The organism is Streptomyces sp. NPDC024017 (assembly GCF_040638895.1).
Classification (GTDB): Bacteria; Actinomycetota; Actinomycetes; order Streptomycetales; family Streptomycetaceae; genus Streptomyces.
The window spans coordinates 120,511-138,980 of record NZ_JBEZYZ010000004.1; the positions used below are offsets into that span (position 1 = coordinate 120,511).

The window sequence follows — 18,470 nt, forward strand, 5'->3', positions numbered from 1 at the left end:
TCAGCCCTCCGGCCGCGAGGAGAAGTCGTCCGAGGGCTCCCGGCCCTGCCGCCGCAGTCCCGCCTGCACCGCGCCGGTGAGGATCCGTGCCGCCACGCCCACCAGCAGCAGCCCGCCCGCCATCTGAAGCATCGTCAGCACCCGCCCGGTCTGGGAACGGGCCGTGATGTCGCCGTAGCCGACGGTGGTGAACGTCGTGAGCGTGAAGTACAGGGAGTCCGTCTTGGTGAGTGGCTCGCTGAACGAGCCCGGGGTCGTGTGCTCCAGCAGGAAGTAGGCGCCCGCGAAGAGCAGCAGGAACAGCGCAAGCGTCGTGGCCAGGGCCTCGACGGCCTTCAGCCGGGGGAAGGGCGAGGCCACGATGGCCCGCACCTCCCACCAGAAGACCACGACCACCAGCAGCAGACCGCAGGCCAGCAGCACCGAATCGCCGCTCGTGCCGCGTCCGTCGAGGGGCAGCACGTAGTAGACCGTGACGAGCCCGGCCGCGATGAGCGCGGCACGCGCGAGGGCCGCGACCGCCGCACGCCGGCGTCCCGGCCGCCGCCGGTACGGCACCTCCGCTGGATGGTCCATCGCGCGTCTCTCGGTCTCGGTCCTGCCTCCGGCACCGGGGCGCCCCACAAGGCTTGCCCTACCACCTCAGCGTCCCGGCGCCGCACGGGGATCACCCGCCACGGGTGAGGCAGCCCGGCTCGGCCCCCGGGCAGGCTGGGGTCGACGGGGACCGGGAGACGGAGCGGACCGGCAGCGCCCCGGCCTCCGGTCGCTGACCGCCCCGGACGCAGCAGAATCGAGGAGCAGGATGACCGCCACACACCCTACGCACGGGCACTCGCACTCGACGGCGAAGCGCGGCTGGGCCACCGGCATGATGGTCTTCGCGGCAGTCATGCTCATGATCACCGGGATCCTGGCCGTCATGCGCGGTATCGCGGCGATCGCCGAGGACGACGTCTTCGTCACGACCCGCAACTACGTCTTCGCGTTCGACCTCACCGGCTGGGGCTGGATCCACCTCATCCTGGGCGTGGTCGCCGTGCTCGTCAGCATGGGGCTGTTCCAGGGGTCGGGCTGGGCGCGCGTCGTCGGCGTGGGCGTCGCCGGGCTCGTCATCATCGCCAACTTCGCCTCCCTGCCTGCCTACCCGGTCTGGTCCGTGGTGATGATCGCGATGTCCGCGTTCATCATCTGGGCCCTGTGCACCCCACGCAAGGGTGACGCCTGAGCCGTCCGGCCGTGCTCGCCCTCGGGGCGTGCACGGCCGAGCCGTGCCCTCTTCCGCCGCAACTCGCCAGAAAAGGCCGGGAGTTGCGAATCGGGCACTCAGGCGCGTGTGCGGACCAGCAACAGGGCCACGTCGTCGTCGGGCTCGGGGCTGAGCGCGCTCAGGAGGCTGTCGCTGGCGCGTTGCAGGCTGGGCCCCGCGTTCTGGAGCAGGCGGGTCAGCGTGCTGAGGCCGGTGTCGATCGGCTCGGCGCGGTTCTCGACCAGCCCGTCCGTGTACAGGGCGAGCAGGGAGCCCGGGGTGAATTCCACCTCCACCGTGCCGAAGTCCACGCCGCCGACCCCGAGCGGGACACCGCCCGGCACGTCGACGAGCTTCGCGCCGCCGTCCGCCGTGGCGAGCACCGGCGGCAGATGCCCGGCGCTGGACAGCTCGCAGGTGCCGCGCCGCAGGTCGCACACCGCGTACACGCACGTGGCGATCGCGTCGCCGAGCGAGCCGGCGATGTCGTCGAGGTGCCGCAGCAGCTCGGCGGGCGGCAGGTCCAGCCGGGCCAGCGCCCGCGTGGCCGTGCTCAGCTGCCCCATGATCGCCGCGGCCTGGACGCCCTTGCCCATGACGTCCCCGACGACCAGCCCGGTGCGCCCCGGGCCCAGCGGCAGGACGTCGTACCAGTCGCCGCCGACCTCGCTGAGGGCCGGGCGGTAGCGGGCGGCGATGTCCAGCCCCTCCCGCTCGGCGGGCGTGCTCGGCAGCAGGCTGCGCTGCAGGGTCAGGGCGGTGCCGCGTTCACGGCCGTAGAGGCGGGCGTTGTCTATGCAGATGGCGGCTCGGGCGGCGAGTTCCGAGGCCAGCACCCGGTCCTGGTCGTCGAAGGGGCGCTCGTTGACCGTGCGGTACAGCGAGAGCGTGCCGAGCACCTTGCCCCGGGCCATCAGCGGCAGCGCCAGGTAGGAGTGGGCGCCGGCCTCGTGCAGGGCCTGGGCGGCCCGTGAGTCCCGGGCCAGACGCCGCATCATCTTGCCGTCCACGCGCTCGACCAGGACCGGGCGGGCGCTGCGCACGCACTGCGTGATGATCCGCGACGAGCCGTACGTGGCCAGTTCGCCCACCGGGTCGGCGGCGTGGATGGCGTCGGTGGGGTAGCCGGAAGCGACGGCCAGCGCCCGGAACTCGGCCGGGGCGCCGCCCGACACGGGCGCGATGGTGCCGCTGGCCACGACCGACTCCAGGACGTCCACGGCGGCCAGGTCCGCGAGATGCGGCACGACCACGTCGGCCAGCTCCCGGGCGGTCTGCTGGAGGTCCAGCGTGGTGCCGATCTTCATCCCCGCGTCGGCGATCACCGACAGGTGCTGGCGCGCCTGCGCCACCTCGGCCGCGGCCTGCTGGCGCTCGGTGACGTCCAGTACGGCCATCGCGAGCCCGAGCACCCGGCCGTCGGTGTCCTCGATGCGGTGGTACGACTCCGAGTAGGCGCGGTCGTGTGCGTCCGCCGCCGTACGCCCGACGGTCTGCTGGTCGAGCAGGGGTCTGCCGGTCTCCAGCACGTGCCGCATCCGGGCCTCGATGGCCTCCACGTCCAGGTCCGGCAGCACCTCCCCGACCCGGCGTCCCAGCACGGCCTCCTCGGGCACGCCGTTGATCCGCTCCAGTGCGGGGTTGACCCCGACCCAGCGCAGGTCGTTGTCGAAGATCGCGATGCCCAGCGGGGTCTGGTTGACGAGGCTGTGCGAGAGGGCGAGGTCGCGCTCCACCTTCCGTACGGTCGTCGCGTCCGTGGCGAGCCCCAGCAGGTGGGGCTGCCCCTCCGGGTCGAGGAGACGCATCGTACGGAACTCCACGGCCCGTTCCGTGCCGTCGCGGTGCCGCAGCGGGAAGACACCGGCCCAGCGGGCGCCCGTGCTGACCTGGGCGAACAGCTCCCTGCCGCGGGGCCGGTTCTCGGGGGAGACCAGGAGGGTGTCGGCACGCTGCCGCAGGGCCTCCTCCGCGGTCCAGCCGAGCAACTGCTCGATCTCGGGGCTCCACAGCGCGATGTGCCCGCCCGCGTCCAGGACCACGGCCGCGACCTTCAGCAGATCGAGCAGCCCACCGGGCGCGGCCGTGATGGCCTCGCGGTCCGAGGTCGCATACCCGTTCATGCGAGCCGCTCCTTCCGGCGCGGCAAAGGTACCGCCATGATCTGTTGCGCGGGCTGTCCGATGAGGTCACATTACGGTCGGAGCAGCGGCACTGTCGCGCCGAAATGACAAAAAATCGCGGGTCGGCGCCCGCGGTGGAAGGGAAGTGGCTTCGTGGGGGACTGGATACTGCGGGAGAGCCTGGCCACCGCGTCGGGGACCGTGCGCTGGGACCGGTTCGGAGACCCCGGCGGCGAGCCGGTCGTACTGCTGCACGGGACACCCTTCTCGTCGTACGTGTGGCACGAGATCGCACCCGCCCTCGCCGACGTCGGGCACCACGTGCACGTCTGGGACATGGCGGGCTACGGCACCTCTTCCATGCACCCCGACCAGGACGTCTCGCTGGGCGCCCAGGGGCGGATCCTCACCGAGCTGCTCGCGCACTGGGGGCTTCGGGAGCCGTCCGTGATCGCCCACGACTTCGGCGGGTGCGTGGCACTGCGCGCCCACCTCCTGCACGAGGCCCGCTACCGGCGCCTCGCGCTGGTCGACCCGGTGGCCCTGAAGCCCTGGGGGTCCCCCTTCTTCCGGCTGGTCGGCGAGCACAGCCAGGTCTTCGAGCAGCTCCCGGCCGCGCTGCACGAGGCCCTGGTGCGCGAGTACGTCTCCTCCGCCAGCCACCTCGGCCTGCGCCCCGCCACGCTCGACGCGCTGGTCGGGCCCTGGACGGGGGACGCGGGCCAGTCCGCCTTCTACCGGCAGATCGCTCAGGCCGACCAGCGCTACACCGACGAGATCCAGCCGCTCTACCCGACGATCGACCTGCCCGTCACGGTCTGCTGGGGCACCGAGGACACCTGGATCCCCTTCGCCAGGGGTCAGGAACTCGCCGCCCTGATCCCGGGCGCGCGGCTGGTGCCGGTCCCGGAGGCCGGTCATCTCGTCCCGCTGGACGCGCCGGCCCGGCTGACGAGCGCGTTGCTCGCCTTCCTCACGGCCTGAGCGCCGTCTGCACGGCCTGAACGCCGTCTGGCACCGGGGAACCATCAGGACCGCACAAAGTCCGACGGGGTCATTGCTTCGTTTGTGTTCGAGTCCTAGGGTGTGCCTGCTCAGCAGTTGCTCCGTCACCGTCAGTTGCGGGCGTCCCAACAGAAACACCCATCACAGATGGGCAGTTGGGCGTCCCATCTGACATGCCCTCAGTCCGTGCAGCACCCTGTCGAACCGAGGAAGGCCACGGTCATGCCGCACCCCCACTCACACCCTTCTCCCGCCGACCGGCCGGTCGTCAGCCGTCGCCGACTGCTGGAGGGAGGAGCCGCCGTGCTCGGCGCGCTCGCCCTGTCCGCGTCGCCCGCCGCGGCGCACGCGGCCGGCCGGCGTCCGGCGGCGGACGGACCTCCGGAGTGGAACGACGGCCTGAGCGTGTACCGGGTGGGCACCGAGCCACCGCACACCACCCTCATGCCCTACGCCGACCTCGGGCAGGCCCTGAAGGGCGACCGCGAGCGCTCGCCGTACCGCCTGAGCCTGGACGGCACCTGGAAGTTCGCCTACGTGGACCGCCCCGACGACCGGGACAAGGACTTCTACGGCACCGACGTCGACGACTCCGGCTGGGACACCATCCCCGTGCCCTCGGCCTGGCAGCTGCACGGCTACGACTTCCCGATCTACGTCAACATCACCTACCCCTGGTGGGGCCCCAACGGCCGCGGCGAGGAAGCCCAGCCGCCGGCCGCCCCGACCCGCTACAACCCCGTCGGCCAGTACCGCCGCACGTTCACCCTGCCCCGCAACTGGTCCGGCCGCCGCACCTTCCTGCACTTCGAGGGCGTCAAGTCCGCCCACTACGTGTGGATCAACGGCGAGCTGGTGGGCTACCACGAGGACTCCTACACCTCCGCCGAGTACGACATCACCCGCCACCTCAAGCCGGGCACCAACCAGATCGCCGTCGAGGTGTACCGCTACTCCGACGCGGAGTGGCTGGAGGACCAGGACATGATCCGGCTGAGCGGCATCTTCCGCTCGGTCCACCTGTACTCCACGCCGAACGTGCACCTGCGCGACTTCCGCCTGGACACCCCGCTCGGCGACGGCTACACCTCCGCCGAGCTCAAGGTCACCGCGCACGTCCGCGACTACGGCGGCAAGGGCGCGGGCCGCTACACCGTCGAGACCCAGCTCTACGACGCCCGCGGCCACGCGGTCTGGTCCCGGCCCCTGAACCGGTCCGTCGACGTCCCCGACGGCGACGAGGCCACGGCCGAGGCGTCCAGAGCCGTCCCCGCGCCGAAGCTGTGGTCGGCCGAGCACCCGAACCTCTACACCGCCGTGCTCCGCCTGCGCGATCCGGCCGGCAAGGTGGTCGAGACCCTCTCGCACCGGGTCGGCTTCCGCGAGTTCGCGCTGAAGGACGGCCTGATGCGCATCAACGGCAAGCCGGTCTCCTTCCGCGGCACCAACCGCCACGAGATGCACCCCGTCACCGGCTCGGCGCTCACCCGCGCGCAGATGGTCGAGGACATCGAGATCATCAAGCGGCTCAACATCAACAGCGTCCGCACCTCGCACTACCCCAACAACCCGCTGTGGCTCGAACTCGCCGACGAGTACGGCCTGTACCTCGTGGACGAGACCAACCTCGAGACCCACGGCATCCGCGACAAGTTCCCCGGCAGCGGCCACCCCGAGTGGACCGAGGCGTGCGTGGTCCGCGCCCAGAACATGGTCCACCGCGACAAGAACCACGCCTCGGTGGTCCTCTGGTCCCTCGGCAACGAGGCCGGCGGCGGCACCACCTTCAACGCCATGTACGACTGGATCCGCTCCTACGACCCCACCCGCGTCATCCAGTACGAGGGCGACGACCGCCCGGGCATCAGCGACATCCGCTCCGAGATGTACGACAGCCCGCAGCGGGTCGAGCAGCGCGCCAAGGACACGAGCGACACCCGGCCGTATGTGATGATCGAGTACTCCCACGGCATGGGCAACTCCAACGGCAACTTCAAGAAGTACTGGGACATCGTCCGCCGCTACGACGTCCTCCAGGGCGGCTGGATCTGGGACTTCGTCGACCAGGCCCTGAGCTGGCCCACCCCGACCCGCAAGCTGCTGACCGAGTCAGGGCCGGGCTCGCTGCGCGGCGAGGTCATCGCGCCCGCCGGCACCTTCGACCGCGCCAAGGGCATCTCCGGCGGCACCGTCTTCCCCCGCGACTCCCGCCTCGACCTCACCGGTTCACTGACCCTGGAGGCCTGGGTCACCCCGGACATCACCGGCGGTCATCAGCCCATCATCGCCAAGGGCGACACCCAGTACGCCCTCAAACAGAGCGACAAGAACCTGGAGTTCTTCATCCACGGCGGCGGCCAGTGGGTCACCGCGAGCTGGACCCTGCCCGACGGCTGGACCGGCAAGGAGCACCACATCGCCGGCGTCTTCGACGCGGACGCGGGCACGCTCACCCTGTACGTCGACGGCCAGATGCGCGGCACCCGGACCACCACCCGGCGCCCCGCCGACAACACCGCCTCCCTGTCGCTCGCCACCGACATCGACAACCCGACCCGGGAGTTCAGCGGCACCATCCGCCGGGCCCGCGTGTACGCCCGCGCCCTGAGCGCCGCGGAGCTGGCCTCGGACACCCGCAAGCCGGACGACGAGGGCGTGCGCTTCTGGTTCGACGCCGCCACCGCCGGCTTCACCGAGAAGCGCCCGCGCGACAAGACGTTCTACGCCTACGGCGGCGACTGGGGCGACAACCCCAACGACGGCGCCTTCGCCGGTGACGGCATCGTCCTGCCCGACCGCACCCTCACCGGCAAGTCCGCCGAGGTCAAGCAGATCTACCAGGCCGTCAACGCCACCCCGGCCTCCGGCGGCCCCGGCGCGGTCACGCTCACCAACGAGCACCTGTTCACCAACCTCCGTGAGTTCGACGGCCGTTGGTCCCTCGTCGCCGACGGCAAGGTCGTCCAGCGCGGCCGGCTGACCCGCGACCAGCTGAACGTCGCACCGCTGAGCAGCAAGGACATCAAGGTCCCGGTGCGGCTGCCCGCCAGGCCCGAACCCGGCACGGAGTACTTCCTCCAGCTCTCCTTCACCACCAGGGAACCCACCCGGTGGGCCGAGGCCGGCTTCGAGGTGGCCAAGCAGCAGCTCGCCCTCGACGCGGGCAGCCCGGCCGTGCAGCCCGCGCCGCTGCGAACCGTGCCCACCCTCAGCCACACCGACGGGGACAAGACCGTCACCGTGAAGGGCAAGGGCTTCGCGGTCACCGTCGACAAGGGCACCGGAACCATCACGTCCTACGAGGCGGGCGGCACCCGGCTCCTCACCTCCGGCCCGGTCCCGAACTTCTGGCGGGCGCCCACCGACAACGACCGGGGCAACGGCCACCACACCCGCAACCAGATCTGGCGCGACGCCGGAGCGAAGCGGAAGGTGGCGGACGTCCGGGTACGGCCCCTGGACGACCGGGCCGTCGAGATCACCTGCACCGGCACGCTGCCCACCGGCACCGAGTCCACGTACAGCACCACGTACACGGTCTTCGGCAACGGCGAGATCAAGGTCGACAACACCCTGCACCCGGGGGCGGCGAACCTGCCCTACATCCCCGAGGTCGGCACCCTGCTGTTCCTGCCGCGGAGCCTGGACCGGCTGCACTACTACGGCCGGGGCCCCGAGGAGAACATGTGGGACCGCAACAACGCCACCGACGTGGGCCTGTACTCCGGCACCGTCTCCGGGCAGTGGACCTCCTACCTGCGCCCCCAGGAGAACGGCAACAAGACCGACGTCCGGTGGGCCGCGCTGACCGACGGCAGGGGGCGTGGACTGCTCGTCTGCGGTGAGCCGCTGCTGGAGGTCAACGCCTCGCACTTCACCCCCGAGGACCTGTCCGTCGGGGCCCGCCACGACTACCAGCTCACCCCCCGGGACGCGGTGGTCCTGCGGCTCAACCACCGCCAGATGGGCGTGGGCGGCGACAACAGCTGGGGCGCGCACACGCACGACGAGTTCAAGCTGCTCGCCAACCGCGACTACGCGTACACCTACCGGCTGCGTCCGCTGACGCGCGTGAGCGAGGCGATGGACGCCTCGCGACGGCCCACGGCCACCGACTAGGACCCGTGGTGTGACAGCGGCGCCGCCTCAGTCGGCGGCGTCGCTGATGCCCAGGCGCAGATGCTCCACGTGGTACACGGCCTGGTCGAGCAGTTCGGCGACATGGTGGTCGTGCAGCGCGTAGACCACCGAACGGCCCCGCCGCTCACCCACGACCAGGCCCAGATTGCGCAGCAGCCGCAGCTGGTGCGAGCAGGCCGACTGCTCCATGCCCACCTCGGCGGCCAACTCCGTGGCCGGCAGTGGACCTTCGCGCAGCCGCGCCAGGATCAGCAGCCGGGAGGGCGTGGACAGGGCCTGGAGCGTGGTGGCGACCTTCGCGACGTTGTCGGCGTCCAGGCGTACGCGCTCGCCGGCGTCCTGCACGGGGGTGACGGCTCCATGACCCATGACGTCATCGTACCGGCCCCGCACGAACACATGAATGAATCTTCATCTGTCCCGGTGGGGCGACGGGACGCGGACACGTCGATGTCGGATTCTCGCCAGCCCCGCACCGCCCGGTGCCCGATCCTGGACGCATGCAGACGGGAATGCACACCGACACCGAGCGCTGCGTGCGCGCCGTCCGGTCCAAGGACGCACGGTTCGACGGCTGGTTCTTCACGGCCGTCCTGACCACCGGCATCTACTGCCGCCCCAGCTGCCCGGTGGTGCCGCCCAAGCCGGAGAACATGGTCTTCCACCCCAGCGCCGCGGCCTGTCAGCAGGCGGGGTTCCGGGCCTGCAAGCGCTGCCGGCCCGACACCAGCCCCGGCTCTCCGGAGTGGAACCAGCGCGCCGACCTCGTGGCCCGCGCCATGCGGCTGATCGCCGACGGCGTCGTGGACCGCGAGGGCGTCCCGGGCCTCGCCGGCCGGCTCGGCTACAGCACCCGGCAGGTCGAACGGCAGCTCCTCGCCGAACTGGGGGCGGGCCCCCTGGCGCTCGCCCGCGCCCAGCGCGCCCAGACGGCCCGGCTGCTCATCGAGACGACCACCCTGCCCATGGCGCAGATCGCCTTCGCCGCCGGCTTCGCCTCGATCCGCACCTTCAACGACACGGTCCGCGAAGTCTTCGCCCTGCCCCCGAGCGAGCTGCGCGCCCGTGCCCCGAAACGGCAGGGCGCGAGCACCCCCGGCGCCCTGACGCTGCGGCTGCCGTTCCGCGTTCCGCTCAACCCCGACAACCTCTTCGGCCACCTCGCCGCGACGGCCGTACCCGGCGTGGAGGAGTGGCGCGACGGTTCCTACCGCCGCACCCTGCGCCTGCCGTACGGCCACGGCATCGTGGCCCTCACCCCGAAACCGGACCACATCGCCTGCCGCCTCACCCTCAGCGACCTGCGCGATCTGACCGTCGCCATCAGCCGCTGCCGCCGCCTGCTCGACCTGGACGCCGACCCCGTCGCGATCGACGACCAGCTCCGCACGGACCCGGTCCTGGCGCCGCTGGTCGACAAGGCACCCGGCCGGCGTGTGCCACGCACGGTCGACGAGGCCGAGTTCGCCGTCCGGGCGGTGCTCGGCCAGCAGGTCTCCACCGCCGCCGCCCGCACCCACGCGGCCCGCCTGGTCACCGCGTACGGCGAACCGGTCGAGGACCCCGAGGGCGGCCTCACCCACCTCTTCCCGGCCCCCGGGGCCCTCGCGGCGCTCGACCCCGAGACGCTCGCGATGCCGCGCACCCGCCGCACGACCTTCACCACCCTGGTCCGCCGGCTCGCCGACGGCGACCTCCACCTGGGCGTGGAGAGCGACTGGCCCCAGGCCCGCGCCCAGCTCCTCGCCCTGCCCGGCTTCGGCCCCTGGACGGTGGACGTCATCGCCATGCGCGCCCTCGGCGACCCCGACGCCTTCCTCCCCACCGACCTCGGCATCCGCCGCGCCGCCCGGGAACTGGGCCTGCCGTCCACCCCCGCCGCGCTCACCGCGCGCGCCACGGCCTGGCGCCCCTGGCGGGCCTACGCGGTCCAGTACCTCTGGGCGACCGACAGCCACCCGATCAACTTCCTTCCGGTATAGGGACGTTCGATGAAGCAGCACACCGTGACCGACAGCCCGTACGGCCCCCTCACCCTCGTCGCCGACGACGGTGTCCTGTGCGGCCTCTACATGACCGAGCAGCGTCACCGCCCGCCGGAGGAGAGCTTCGGCCTCCGCGACGACACCCTCTTCGGGGAGGCACAGGAGCAGCTGAAGGCCTACTTCGCGGGCGAGCTCAAGGAGTTCACCGTCGCACTGCGCCTGACCGGCACCCCGTTCCAGCGCACCGTCTGGGACCAACTGCGCCGCATCCCCTACGGCGAGACCCGCACCTACGGCCAACTCGCCGGCATCCTCGGCGCCCCCGCCGCCTCCCGCGCGGTCGGCCTCGCCAACGGCCGCAACCCCATCGGCATCATCATCCCCTGCCATCGCGTCATCGGCGCGAACGGCGGCCTCACGGGCTACGGGGGCGGGCTGGAGCGCAAGCGGCGCCTGCTGGACTTCGAACGAGGAGCCTCCCTCTTCTGACTCCGCAACTCGTCAAATTTGACTAGACTCGGGTCATGCCGGAGAAGACGATCCCGATCCTGCCGTGCCGGACCCTCCAGCCCGTCCTCGACTTCTACACCGCCCTCGGATTCGAGGTGACGTACCAGCAGCGCAGCCCCAACCCCTACGCGGTCGTGGAACGCGGCGCCATCGAGCTGCAGTTCTTCGCGATGAAGCAGTACGAGCCGACCGTGTCGGTCAGCACCTGTTACGTCCTGACCGACGACGTCGACGGCCTCTACCAGGCGTTCCGGGCCGGGCTCAAGGAAACGTACGGCAGGATCCCCACCCGGGGGCTGCCGCGGGTCGGGCCGCTCAAGGACATGTCGTACGGAGTGCGGCAGTTCCTCATGACCGACCCCGGAGGCAACTGCGTCCGCATCGGGCAGCGCACCGGCGCGGAGCGGCACCACGGGCCCGCCCCCGAGGAGACGTTCGCACGGGCCCTGCACTTCGCGTCCCTCCTGGCGGACTCCAAGGGAGACACCGCGGGCGCCGCCAAGGTCATCGACCGGGTGCTGCGCCTGACGGACGAGACGCCGACGCCCGTCCAGCTGCTTCAGCTCCTCGTCCTGCGCGCGGACGTCGCGGGGCGGCTCGGCGACGAGGAGGAGAGCGCGACCGCCCTCGCCCGGGCGGCCGCGCTCGACCTCACCGAAGCCGAGCGCCACCAGGGCCGGGACGCGCTCACGCGCCTGGCGGACCTGCGGGGCTCGCCTCGGCAGTGAGGCCGCGCAGCAGCTGCGGCAGCGCCGTGCCGATGGGATCGCGGACGATCTCGTCGGCACGGTCGTCGTACGGGGTCGGCTCGGCGTTGACGATGATCAGGCGGGCGCCGTGGTCGGCGGCGACACCGGCGAGGCCGGCGGCGGGCTGGACCTGAAGGCTCGTGCCGACGGCGACGAAGATCTGGCAGCCCTTGCTGATGGCGACCGCCTCGCCGAGGACGACGGGGTCGAGCCGCTCGCCGAACATCACGGTCGCCGACTTCAGGATCCCGCCGCACTCCCGGCACGGCGGGTCCTCCTCACCGGCCTCGACCCGCGCGAGCGCGTCCGTCATCGGGCCGCGGGCGTGGCAGCCGGTGCACACGACACTCCGGGCCGTGCCGTGCAGTTCGAGCACCTTGCGGTCGGGCATCCCGGCGAGCTGGTGCAGACCGTCCACGTTCTGCGTGATCACCCGCACCGGCACCCCGGACCGTTCCAGCTCGGCCACCGCCCGGTGCGCGGCGTTGGGCTCCGCCTCCAGCGTCCGGTTCTCGCGCCGCATCTGCCAGGAGCGGCGGCGGATCTCCGCATCGCCCATGTAGTACTCGTACGTGACGAGCTTCTCGGCCTCGGGATCCCGCCGCCACAGACCGTTCGGCCCGCGGTAGTCCGGGATCCCGGAATCCGTGCTGATGCCGGCACCGGTGAGCAGGGCGACGAGGGGCTTGGCCATGCCACCGAGCGTAGGCCGGGCCGCGGCGCGGCGGCGAGCGGATATCGAACGGGGCGCCGAGGGGTGAGCGGCCGAACGGGTCAGTACACCCGGCGGCCGTTCTCCAGCTCCGCCGTGCCCGAACCGTCCGCCAGGACGTCGAGGGCGGCCAGGACGCGACCCCCGAGGGCGCCCGGCAGATACTCGGTCAGCTCCTCGCGCGGGACCAGCCGCCAGGACAGCAGCTCCTCCTCCTGGAGGCGGATCGCCTTGAACTCGTCCTCGCTCAGCACCCCGCCGTCGTAGAGGTACGCCACCAGCGGCGGACGGCCCGTGCCGTGCACCCAGTCCACCGCCAGCAGCCGGCCGAGTTCCCGGTCCAGGCCGATCTCCTCGGCCGTCTCGCGCCGCGCGCCCTGCCGCGGCGTCTCGCCGTCGTCGGACTCGACGGTGCCGCCGGGCAGCGCCCAGCCCTCCCGGTAGTTGGGTTCGACGAGCAGCACACGGCCCTCACCGTCCCGGAACAGCGCGGCGGCGCCGGCCAGGACGCGGGGCAGGGACGCGATGTAGGCGGCGAAGTCAGAAGAGGAGGTCATCGGTGCAGGGTAGCCAGCGGATCCCGGCTCATCCATCGGCGGTCAGGCTGCCGCCGGCTCCGCCAGCCGCACAGTCCGTTCCGCCAGCTCGCTGATCCGCACCCCGTCGTAGCCGAACACCGCGCTGCGGACCGTGTCCTCCAGCGGGGCCGTCCACTGGTCGGGGATGGCCGCCGCCCCGCCGAACACGCCGGCCACCGAGCCCGCGGTCGCGCCGTTGGAGTCGGTGTCCAGGCCGCCGCGCACGGTCAGGGTGATGGTGCGGGTGAAATCGCCGTCGCCGTAGAGCAGACCGGCGGTGAGTACGGCCGCGTTCGGGACGGTGTGGATCCAGCCCATCCCGGTGGTCTCCTCGGCGACCGTGGTGAGCGTGTCCTCCCAGGACATCCGGGTGTCGTGCAGGGAGACCACCCGGCGCACCGTGCGGGCGAGGCGGCTGCTCGCAGGGATCACGGCCAGCGCCTCGTCGACGGCGTGCCGCACGGTGGGCGCCGTGAACGCCGCCGCGATCAGCGCCGCCGCCCACATCGCCCCGTAGACCCCGTTGCCGGTGTGCGACAGCACCGCGTCCCGCCGGGCGAGCGAGGCGGCGCGGCTCGGGGCGCCCGGGCAGGTCCAGCCGAAGATGTCGGCGCGGATGAGGGCGCCGATCCACTCCTGGTACGGGTTGTCGTACGTCGCCGTCAGCGGCGGCTTCAGCCCGTTGGCGAGATTGCGGTACGCGGCCCGCTCGGCGGTGAACGTCTGGAGGAACGGCAGCCGCAGCAGCCACAGGTCGCCGACCTGCTCGGTGCTGAAGCCGAAGCCGTGGGTCTCCAGCAGGTCCAGGCCGAGGATCGCGTAGTCGACGTCGTCGTCACGGCAGCTGCCGTGGATGCGGCCGCGGACGCACTGGGGCCACTCGGGGCGCAGCGCGATCTCGAGGTCGCCGGTGGGCTCGGGCAGGTAGTCGGTCAGGGGCAGGGCGGCGGCTTGTCTGAGGTAGCGGTCGATGCGGTCGCGCGTCCACAGTTCGCCCTGTTCGACCGGCTTGCCGAGCATGTTTCCCGCGATGCGGCCCGTCCAGCCGCCGAGGATGCGGCCGGCCAGGTCTGTCTCGGTGTGCGCAGGGGCCATGGTTACGGTCTACCCACATCGGCGGCAGCGTGCCCTCGGGGCGACGGTCCAGGGGGTGGGCACGGGCTGACGGCGGCGGCGTCCTCCGGTTAAGGTCACAGCGGCGCGACTGGCCTTGACATGCGTGAGGGCCCGGAGAGCAAGGGGAGTGCAAGTGGCGGACGCTGCAGTGAGCGACACCCGGAAGGCACAGCGGGTGCTCGTCGCCGCGGACAAGTTCAAGGGGTCGCTGACGGCCGTGGAGGTCGCCGAGCGGGTCACGGCCGGGCTGCGCCGGGCCGTACCGGACCTCGAGGTCGAGGCACTGCCCGTGGCCGACGGCGGCGACGGGACCGTGGCCGCGGCGGTCGCGGCCGGCTTCGAGCGCCGGGAGGTACGGGTCGCCGGTCCCCTCGGCGACGAGGTGACGGCGGCGTTCGCGCTGCGCGACGGCACCGCGGTCGTGGAGATGGCCGAGGCGAGCGGGCTGCAGCGGCTGCCCGCCGGGGTCTTCGCCCCGCTCACGGCGTCCACGTACGGCTCCGGCGAGCTGCTGCGGGCCGCGCTGGACGCGGGCGCCCGCACGATCGTCTTCGGGGTCGGCGGCAGCGCCACCACCGACGGCGGCGCCGGGATGCTGTCGGCGCTGGGCGCCCGGTTCCTGGACGCCGACGGGGAGCCGGTGCCTCCGGGCGGCGGCGGACTCGCCGCGCTGGCCACCGCCGACCTGTCGGGACTCGACCCGCGCCTCGCCGGGGTCGAGCTGGTCCTCGCGAGCGACGTCGACAACCCGCTGACCGGCCCGAAGGGCGCCCCCGCGGTCTACGGCCCGCAGAAGGGCGCCGCACCCGACGACGTGGAGGCCCTGGACACCGCCCTCGCGCACTTCGCGAAGGTGCTGGAGGGCCCGGTGGGCCCGAAGGCCGCCGAGTACGCGGCATCGCCGGGTGCGGGCGCCGCGGGCGGCATCGGCTACGGCGCCCTGCTGCTGGGCGCCCGGTTCCGCCCCGGCATCGAGGTCATGCTCGACGTCCTGGGCTTCGCCCCCGCCCTGGACCGTGCCGACCTGGTCATCACCGGCGAGGGCTCCCTCGACGAGCAGACCCTCCACGGCAAGGCCCCGGCGGGCGTCGCCGCGGCGGCCCGTGCCGCGGACAAGGACGTCGTGGCGGTCTGCGGCCGCCTCGCCCTGCCGCCGCAGATCCTGGGCCGCGCCGGGATCCGCCGGGCCTACCCCCTGACGGACGCGGAACCGGACGTGGCGAAGTGCATCGCCGAGGCGGGCCCGATCCTGGAACGGGTCGCGGAACGCATCGCCAGGGACTTCCTGACCTGAGCCTCTTCAGGTGACCTGAGCTTCTACAGGTGACCTGAGCCTGCTCAGGACGTCTTCGGGACGTCTTCAGGACAAGCGAAGGGCCCCGGACCGAAATCGGTCCGGGGCCCCAGCCATGTCAGCGCCTCGGCGTCACGGCAGCTGCGCCGCCCGCGCCTCGCGCCGGTTGTCACGGAAGGTGTTCACCCGGCGGGCCGTGGCGAACAGCGGGATCGTCGCCGCCATCACGATCTGCAGCGCGCAGCCCATCTGCAGCAGCACTTGGCCGCCCGGCGCGTCGAACGCCCACGCCGCCAGCATGCCCATGGCCGACACGATCCAGCAGAGCATGGCCACCGCGAGGACGCCCCGCGGCTTCGGGTACTGGACCCGGCTCACCATCAGCCAGGCGGTACCGACGACCGCCAGCAGGGTCGCCTCGAACGGCAGCTCGAGCAGCACGATCGAGACGACCGTGAGTGCACCGAACGGCGAGGGCATGCCCTGGAACGTGCCGTCCTTCACCGTCACGCACGAGAACCGCGCGAGCCGCAGGACCACCGCCAGCAGTACGACGATCGCTCCGACCGCGGCCACTCGCTGGTGCGCGTCGTTCGCGACCATGCCGTACACGAGCACGAAGTACGCCGGCGCCAGACCGAAGCTGATCAGGTCGGAGAGGTTGTCCAGCTCGGCGCCCATGGGGGAGGAGCGCAGCTTGCGCGCCACCAGGCCGTCGAAGAGGTCGAAGACCGCCGCGCAGAGCATGAGGATGACCGCCGTCGCCGCGCTGTGGCGGGCCATGCCGGTCTCCTGGCTGCCCGTGAGGTGCGGGATCAGGATGCCGGTGGTGGTGAAGTACACCGCCATGAAGCCGCACGTGGCGTTGCCGAGGGTCAGGGTGTCCGCTATCGACAGGCGAAGAGAGAGGGGCATCTCCTCTTCTTCGTCCACCTCGTCGGCCTCCGGGACCCAGCCGGCCTTGGTATCAGGATCAATCACGGTCAATGCGAGTCACCCCAGCCACCGTCTTCTGACCGACCTCGACCGCGACCTCCACGCCTTCGGGCAGGTAGAGGTCGACACGCGAGCCGAAGCGGATCAGGCCGATCCGCTCGCCCTGCTCCACCTTCGTGCCCTGGGGCAGGTAGGGGACGATGCGGCGGGCGACCGCCCCGGCGATCTGGATCATCTCGATGTCGCCGAGCTCGGTGTCGAAGTGCCAGACGACCCGCTCGTTGTTCTCGCTCTCCTTGTTGAAGGCGGGAACGAAGCCACCGGGCACGTGCTCCACCGACGTCACCGTGCCGGCCAGCGGCGCGCGGTTGACGTGGACGTTGAGCGGGCTCATGAAGATCGCGACGCGCGTGCGGCCGTCCTTCCACGGCATGATGCTCTGCACCACACCGTCGGCGGGCGAGATGACCCGGCCCTGGGTGATCTCGCGCTCGGGGTCGCGGAAGAACCACAGCATTCCCGCTGCGAGCGCGGTGGCGGGAACGGCGACGGCCTTGGCGGCGCCGGAGCGGCGCGCCCGGGCCAGGCTGAGGGCTGCGGTGGCGACGGTCGGAAGGAGCCACGGCGATGCTCCGCGCGCGAGGCGTACGCCGGCCCGGCTGTCGCGAGATGCAGAGGTTTGGCTGTGGGGCATGGATGACCTTCGTAGCGGAGATGATGCCGCACTCTGACGGGGGACGGCGGCTTTCCGGCGATCGTAGCGGCTCGGGGCCGTAACTGGGTAAGCCAGGCAGCCGAGTCGGCGGCAGAAGAGTGCTGACGGGGTGTGATCTTCTTCTCCAAGAAAACACCCCGTATCCGGACATCTAGCCCTGGAATCGATACTCTTCGAGCAGCCGCCTGCCGATGATCATTTTCTGGATCTCGGCGGTACCTTCACCGATGAGCAGCATCGGAGCCTCACGGTAGAGGCGCTCGATCTCGTACTCCTTGGAGAAGCCGTAGCCGCCGTGGATCCGGAAGGCGTCCTCGACGACCTCCTTGCAGTACTCGGAGGCGAGGTATTTCGCCATCCCAGCCTCGAGGTCGTTTCGCTCCCCGGAGTCCTTTTTGCGTGCTGCGTTCACCATCATCGCATGAGCGGCCTCGACCTTGGTAGCCATCTCCGCCAGCTTGAACTGGATCGCCTGGTGCTGGGCGATCGGCTTCCCGAAGGTGTGACGCTGCTGCGCGTACGAGACGCCCAGTTCGAACGCACGCTGAGCGACGCCGCAGCCACGCGCCGCCACGTTGACGCGGCCGACCTCCACGCCGTCCATCATCTGGTAGAAACCACGGCCGGTGACCCCGCCGAGCACTCGATTCGCAGGAATCCGCAGGCCATCCATGATGAGCTCGGTGGTGTCGACCCCCTTGTAGCCCATCTTGTCGATCTTGCCGGGGATCGTGAGGCCGGGACGCACCTCGCCGAAACCGGGCTCCTTCTCGACCAGGAAGGTCGTCATCGACTTGTGGGGCGCGGTGCCCTCGGGGTGACCTTCGTCACTTTTTACCAGGACGGCCACCAGAGACGACGTTCCACCGTTCGTCAGCCACATCTTCTGGCCGTTCAGGACGTACTCCTCGCCGTCCTTCACCGCCTTCGACGTGATCGCCGACACGTCCGAGCCGAGGGCCGGCTCCGACATCGAGAACGCGCCCCGGATGTCACCGGCCGCCATCCTCGGCAGGAAGTGGTCCTTCTGCTCCTGCGTGCCGTGCTGCTTGAGCATGTACGCCACGATGAAGTGCGTGTTAATGATGCCGGACACCGACATCCACCCGCGGGCGATCTCCTCCACGCACAGCGCGTAGGTCAGGAGCGACTCGCCCAGACCCCCGTACTCCTCGGGGATCATCAGGCCGAACAGGCCCAACTCCTTCAGCCCGTCGACGATCTGCTGCGGGTACTCGTCGCGGTGCTCCAGCTCCGTGGCGACCGGAATGATCTCCTTGTCCACGAAGTCCCGGACGGTGGACAGGATCTCCTGCTGGATGTCCGTCAGACCGGCGGTCTGGGCGAGTCGCGCCATG

General features: G+C 71.5%; 16 protein-coding genes. 7 read left to right on the forward strand and 9 right to left on the reverse strand.

Annotated elements, in window-relative coordinates; genetic code table 11:
* The gene (locus tag AB0G20_RS11915) at nt 1-576 is read right to left on the reverse strand and encodes a potassium channel family protein (RefSeq protein ID WP_361299698.1); all 576 of its coding nucleotides are present in this window, start codon (nt 574-576) and stop codon (nt 1-3) included.
* Nucleotides 577-805: 229 nt separating this feature from the next.
* On the opposite strand from AB0G20_RS11915, the gene AB0G20_RS11920 reads away from it, so the two are divergent.
* Nucleotides 806-1,228, forward strand: coding sequence for a hypothetical protein (locus AB0G20_RS11920; protein WP_361299701.1), 423 nt, complete (start codon nt 806-808; stop codon nt 1,226-1,228).
* Nucleotides 1,229-1,326: 98 nt separating this feature from the next.
* Here the strand turns inward: AB0G20_RS11920 and AB0G20_RS11925 are convergent, their stop codons facing one another.
* Complete coding sequence (locus AB0G20_RS11925) at nt 1,327-3,372, reverse strand: SpoIIE family protein phosphatase (protein ID WP_361299704.1); 2,046 nt, start codon at nt 3,370-3,372, stop codon at nt 1,327-1,329.
* 153 nt (nt 3,373-3,525) lie between these two features.
* On the opposite strand from AB0G20_RS11925, the gene AB0G20_RS11930 reads away from it, so the two are divergent.
* Both AB0G20_RS11930 and AB0G20_RS11935 read left to right on the forward strand, forming a co-directional pair.
* Nucleotides 3,526-4,356 carry an alpha/beta hydrolase gene (locus AB0G20_RS11930; RefSeq protein WP_361299707.1) on the forward strand — a complete coding sequence of 277 codons (831 nt, stop codon included), beginning with the start codon at nt 3,526-3,528 and terminating at the stop codon, nt 4,354-4,356.
* A 243-nt stretch (nt 4,357-4,599) separates the two neighbouring features.
* A complete protein-coding gene (locus AB0G20_RS11935) occupies nt 4,600-8,496 on the forward strand; it encodes a glycoside hydrolase family 2 TIM barrel-domain containing protein (protein WP_361299711.1) in 3,897 nt (1,298 codons plus the stop codon).
* A 27-nt stretch (nt 8,497-8,523) separates the two neighbouring features.
* Here AB0G20_RS11935 and AB0G20_RS11940 read toward each other — a convergent pair whose 3' ends face one another.
* Complete coding sequence (locus AB0G20_RS11940) at nt 8,524-8,886, reverse strand: metalloregulator ArsR/SmtB family transcription factor (RefSeq protein WP_033309205.1); 363 nt, start codon at nt 8,884-8,886, stop codon at nt 8,524-8,526.
* Nucleotides 8,887-9,029: 143 nt separating this feature from the next.
* Here AB0G20_RS11940 and AB0G20_RS11945 point away from each other — a divergent pair, with 143 nt between their 5' ends.
* The 3 genes from AB0G20_RS11945 to AB0G20_RS11955 are packed head-to-tail and all read left to right on the forward strand — an operon-like array spanning nt 9,030 to nt 11,740.
* On the forward strand, nt 9,030-10,499 hold the full coding sequence (locus tag AB0G20_RS11945; protein WP_361300896.1) for an AlkA N-terminal domain-containing protein: 1,470 nt from the start codon (nt 9,030-9,032) through the stop codon (nt 10,497-10,499).
* A 9-nt stretch (nt 10,500-10,508) separates the two neighbouring features.
* Nucleotides 10,509-10,991: a methylated-DNA--[protein]-cysteine S-methyltransferase gene (locus tag AB0G20_RS11950; protein ID WP_361299714.1), complete on the forward strand. Its 483-nt coding sequence runs from the start codon at nt 10,509-10,511 to the stop codon at nt 10,989-10,991.
* A gap of 35 nt (nt 10,992-11,026) precedes the next feature.
* Complete coding sequence (locus AB0G20_RS11955) at nt 11,027-11,740, forward strand: VOC family protein (RefSeq protein ID WP_361299717.1); 714 nt, start codon at nt 11,027-11,029, stop codon at nt 11,738-11,740.
* On the opposite strand, the gene AB0G20_RS11960 is transcribed toward AB0G20_RS11955, so the two are convergent.
* The 3 genes from AB0G20_RS11960 to AB0G20_RS11970 form a co-directional block, all read right to left on the reverse strand.
* The gene (locus tag AB0G20_RS11960; RefSeq protein WP_361299720.1) at nt 11,700-12,455 is read right to left on the reverse strand and encodes a Sir2 family NAD-dependent protein deacetylase; all 756 of its coding nucleotides are present in this window, start codon (nt 12,453-12,455) and stop codon (nt 11,700-11,702) included. The two genes, AB0G20_RS11955 and AB0G20_RS11960, sit on opposite strands and share 41 nt — an antisense overlap.
* Before the next feature lie 80 nt (nt 12,456-12,535).
* Nucleotides 12,536-13,030 (reverse strand): NUDIX hydrolase, encoded by a 495-nt coding sequence (locus tag AB0G20_RS11965; RefSeq protein ID WP_361299723.1) that lies wholly within the window; start codon nt 13,028-13,030, stop codon nt 12,536-12,538.
* Nucleotides 13,031-13,072: 42 nt separating this feature from the next.
* A complete protein-coding gene (locus AB0G20_RS11970; protein ID WP_361299726.1) occupies nt 13,073-14,146 on the reverse strand; it encodes an ADP-ribosylglycohydrolase family protein in 1,074 nt (357 codons plus the stop codon).
* A 196-nt stretch (nt 14,147-14,342) separates the two neighbouring features.
* Here AB0G20_RS11970 and AB0G20_RS11975 point away from each other — a divergent pair, with 196 nt between their 5' ends.
* Nucleotides 14,343-15,461 (forward strand): glycerate kinase, encoded by a 1,119-nt coding sequence (locus AB0G20_RS11975; protein ID WP_361300899.1) that lies wholly within the window; start codon nt 14,343-14,345, stop codon nt 15,459-15,461.
* 132 nt (nt 15,462-15,593) lie between these two features.
* Here AB0G20_RS11975 and pssA read toward each other — a convergent pair whose 3' ends face one another.
* The 3 genes from pssA to AB0G20_RS11990 form a co-directional block, all read right to left on the reverse strand.
* Nucleotides 15,594-16,448 carry a CDP-diacylglycerol--serine O-phosphatidyltransferase gene (gene pssA, locus AB0G20_RS11980; RefSeq protein WP_361299729.1) on the reverse strand — a complete coding sequence of 285 codons (855 nt, stop codon included), beginning with the start codon at nt 16,446-16,448 and terminating at the stop codon, nt 15,594-15,596.
* The gene (locus tag AB0G20_RS11985) at nt 16,435-17,091 is read right to left on the reverse strand and encodes a phosphatidylserine decarboxylase (protein ID WP_355821213.1); all 657 of its coding nucleotides are present in this window, start codon (nt 17,089-17,091) and stop codon (nt 16,435-16,437) included. The genes pssA and AB0G20_RS11985 overlap by 14 nt, the downstream gene beginning before the upstream one ends.
* Before the next feature lie 172 nt (nt 17,092-17,263).
* A complete protein-coding gene (locus AB0G20_RS11990) occupies nt 17,264-18,469 on the reverse strand; it encodes an acyl-CoA dehydrogenase family protein (protein WP_361299732.1) in 1,206 nt (401 codons plus the stop codon).
* Between the last annotated feature and the right edge of the window lies 1 nt (nt 18,470).

Bases quoted from the DNA above. Each gene is read 5' to 3' on its own strand.
- AB0G20_RS11970 (WP_361299726.1), bottom strand. From the start codon at position 14,146: ATGGCCCCTGCGCACACCGAGACAGACCTGGCCGGCCGCATCCTCGGC.
- AB0G20_RS11985 (WP_355821213.1), bottom strand. From the start codon at position 17,091: ATGCCCCACAGCCAAACCTCTGCATCTCGCGACAGCCGGGCCGGCGTA.
- AB0G20_RS11950 (WP_361299714.1), top strand. From the start codon at position 10,509: ATGAAGCAGCACACCGTGACCGACAGCCCGTACGGCCCCCTCACCCTC.
- AB0G20_RS11920 (WP_361299701.1), top strand. From the start codon at position 806: ATGACCGCCACACACCCTACGCACGGGCACTCGCACTCGACGGCGAAG.
- AB0G20_RS11990 (WP_361299732.1), bottom strand. From the start codon at position 18,469: ATGGCGCGACTCGCCCAGACCGCCGGTCTGACGGACATCCAGCAGGAG.
- AB0G20_RS11960 (WP_361299720.1), bottom strand. From the start codon at position 12,455: ATGGCCAAGCCCCTCGTCGCCCTGCTCACCGGTGCCGGCATCAGCACG.
- AB0G20_RS11955 (WP_361299717.1), top strand. From the start codon at position 11,027: ATGCCGGAGAAGACGATCCCGATCCTGCCGTGCCGGACCCTCCAGCCC.
- AB0G20_RS11945 (WP_361300896.1), top strand. From the start codon at position 9,030: ATGCACACCGACACCGAGCGCTGCGTGCGCGCCGTCCGGTCCAAGGAC.
- AB0G20_RS11915 (WP_361299698.1), bottom strand. From the start codon at position 576: ATGGACCATCCAGCGGAGGTGCCGTACCGGCGGCGGCCGGGACGCCGG.
- AB0G20_RS11940 (WP_033309205.1), bottom strand. From the start codon at position 8,886: ATGGGTCATGGAGCCGTCACCCCCGTGCAGGACGCCGGCGAGCGCGTA.
- AB0G20_RS11925 (WP_361299704.1), bottom strand. From the start codon at position 3,372: ATGAACGGGTATGCGACCTCGGACCGCGAGGCCATCACGGCCGCGCCC.
- AB0G20_RS11965 (WP_361299723.1), bottom strand. From the start codon at position 13,030: ATGACCTCCTCTTCTGACTTCGCCGCCTACATCGCGTCCCTGCCCCGC.
- AB0G20_RS11935 (WP_361299711.1), top strand. From the start codon at position 4,600: ATGCCGCACCCCCACTCACACCCTTCTCCCGCCGACCGGCCGGTCGTC.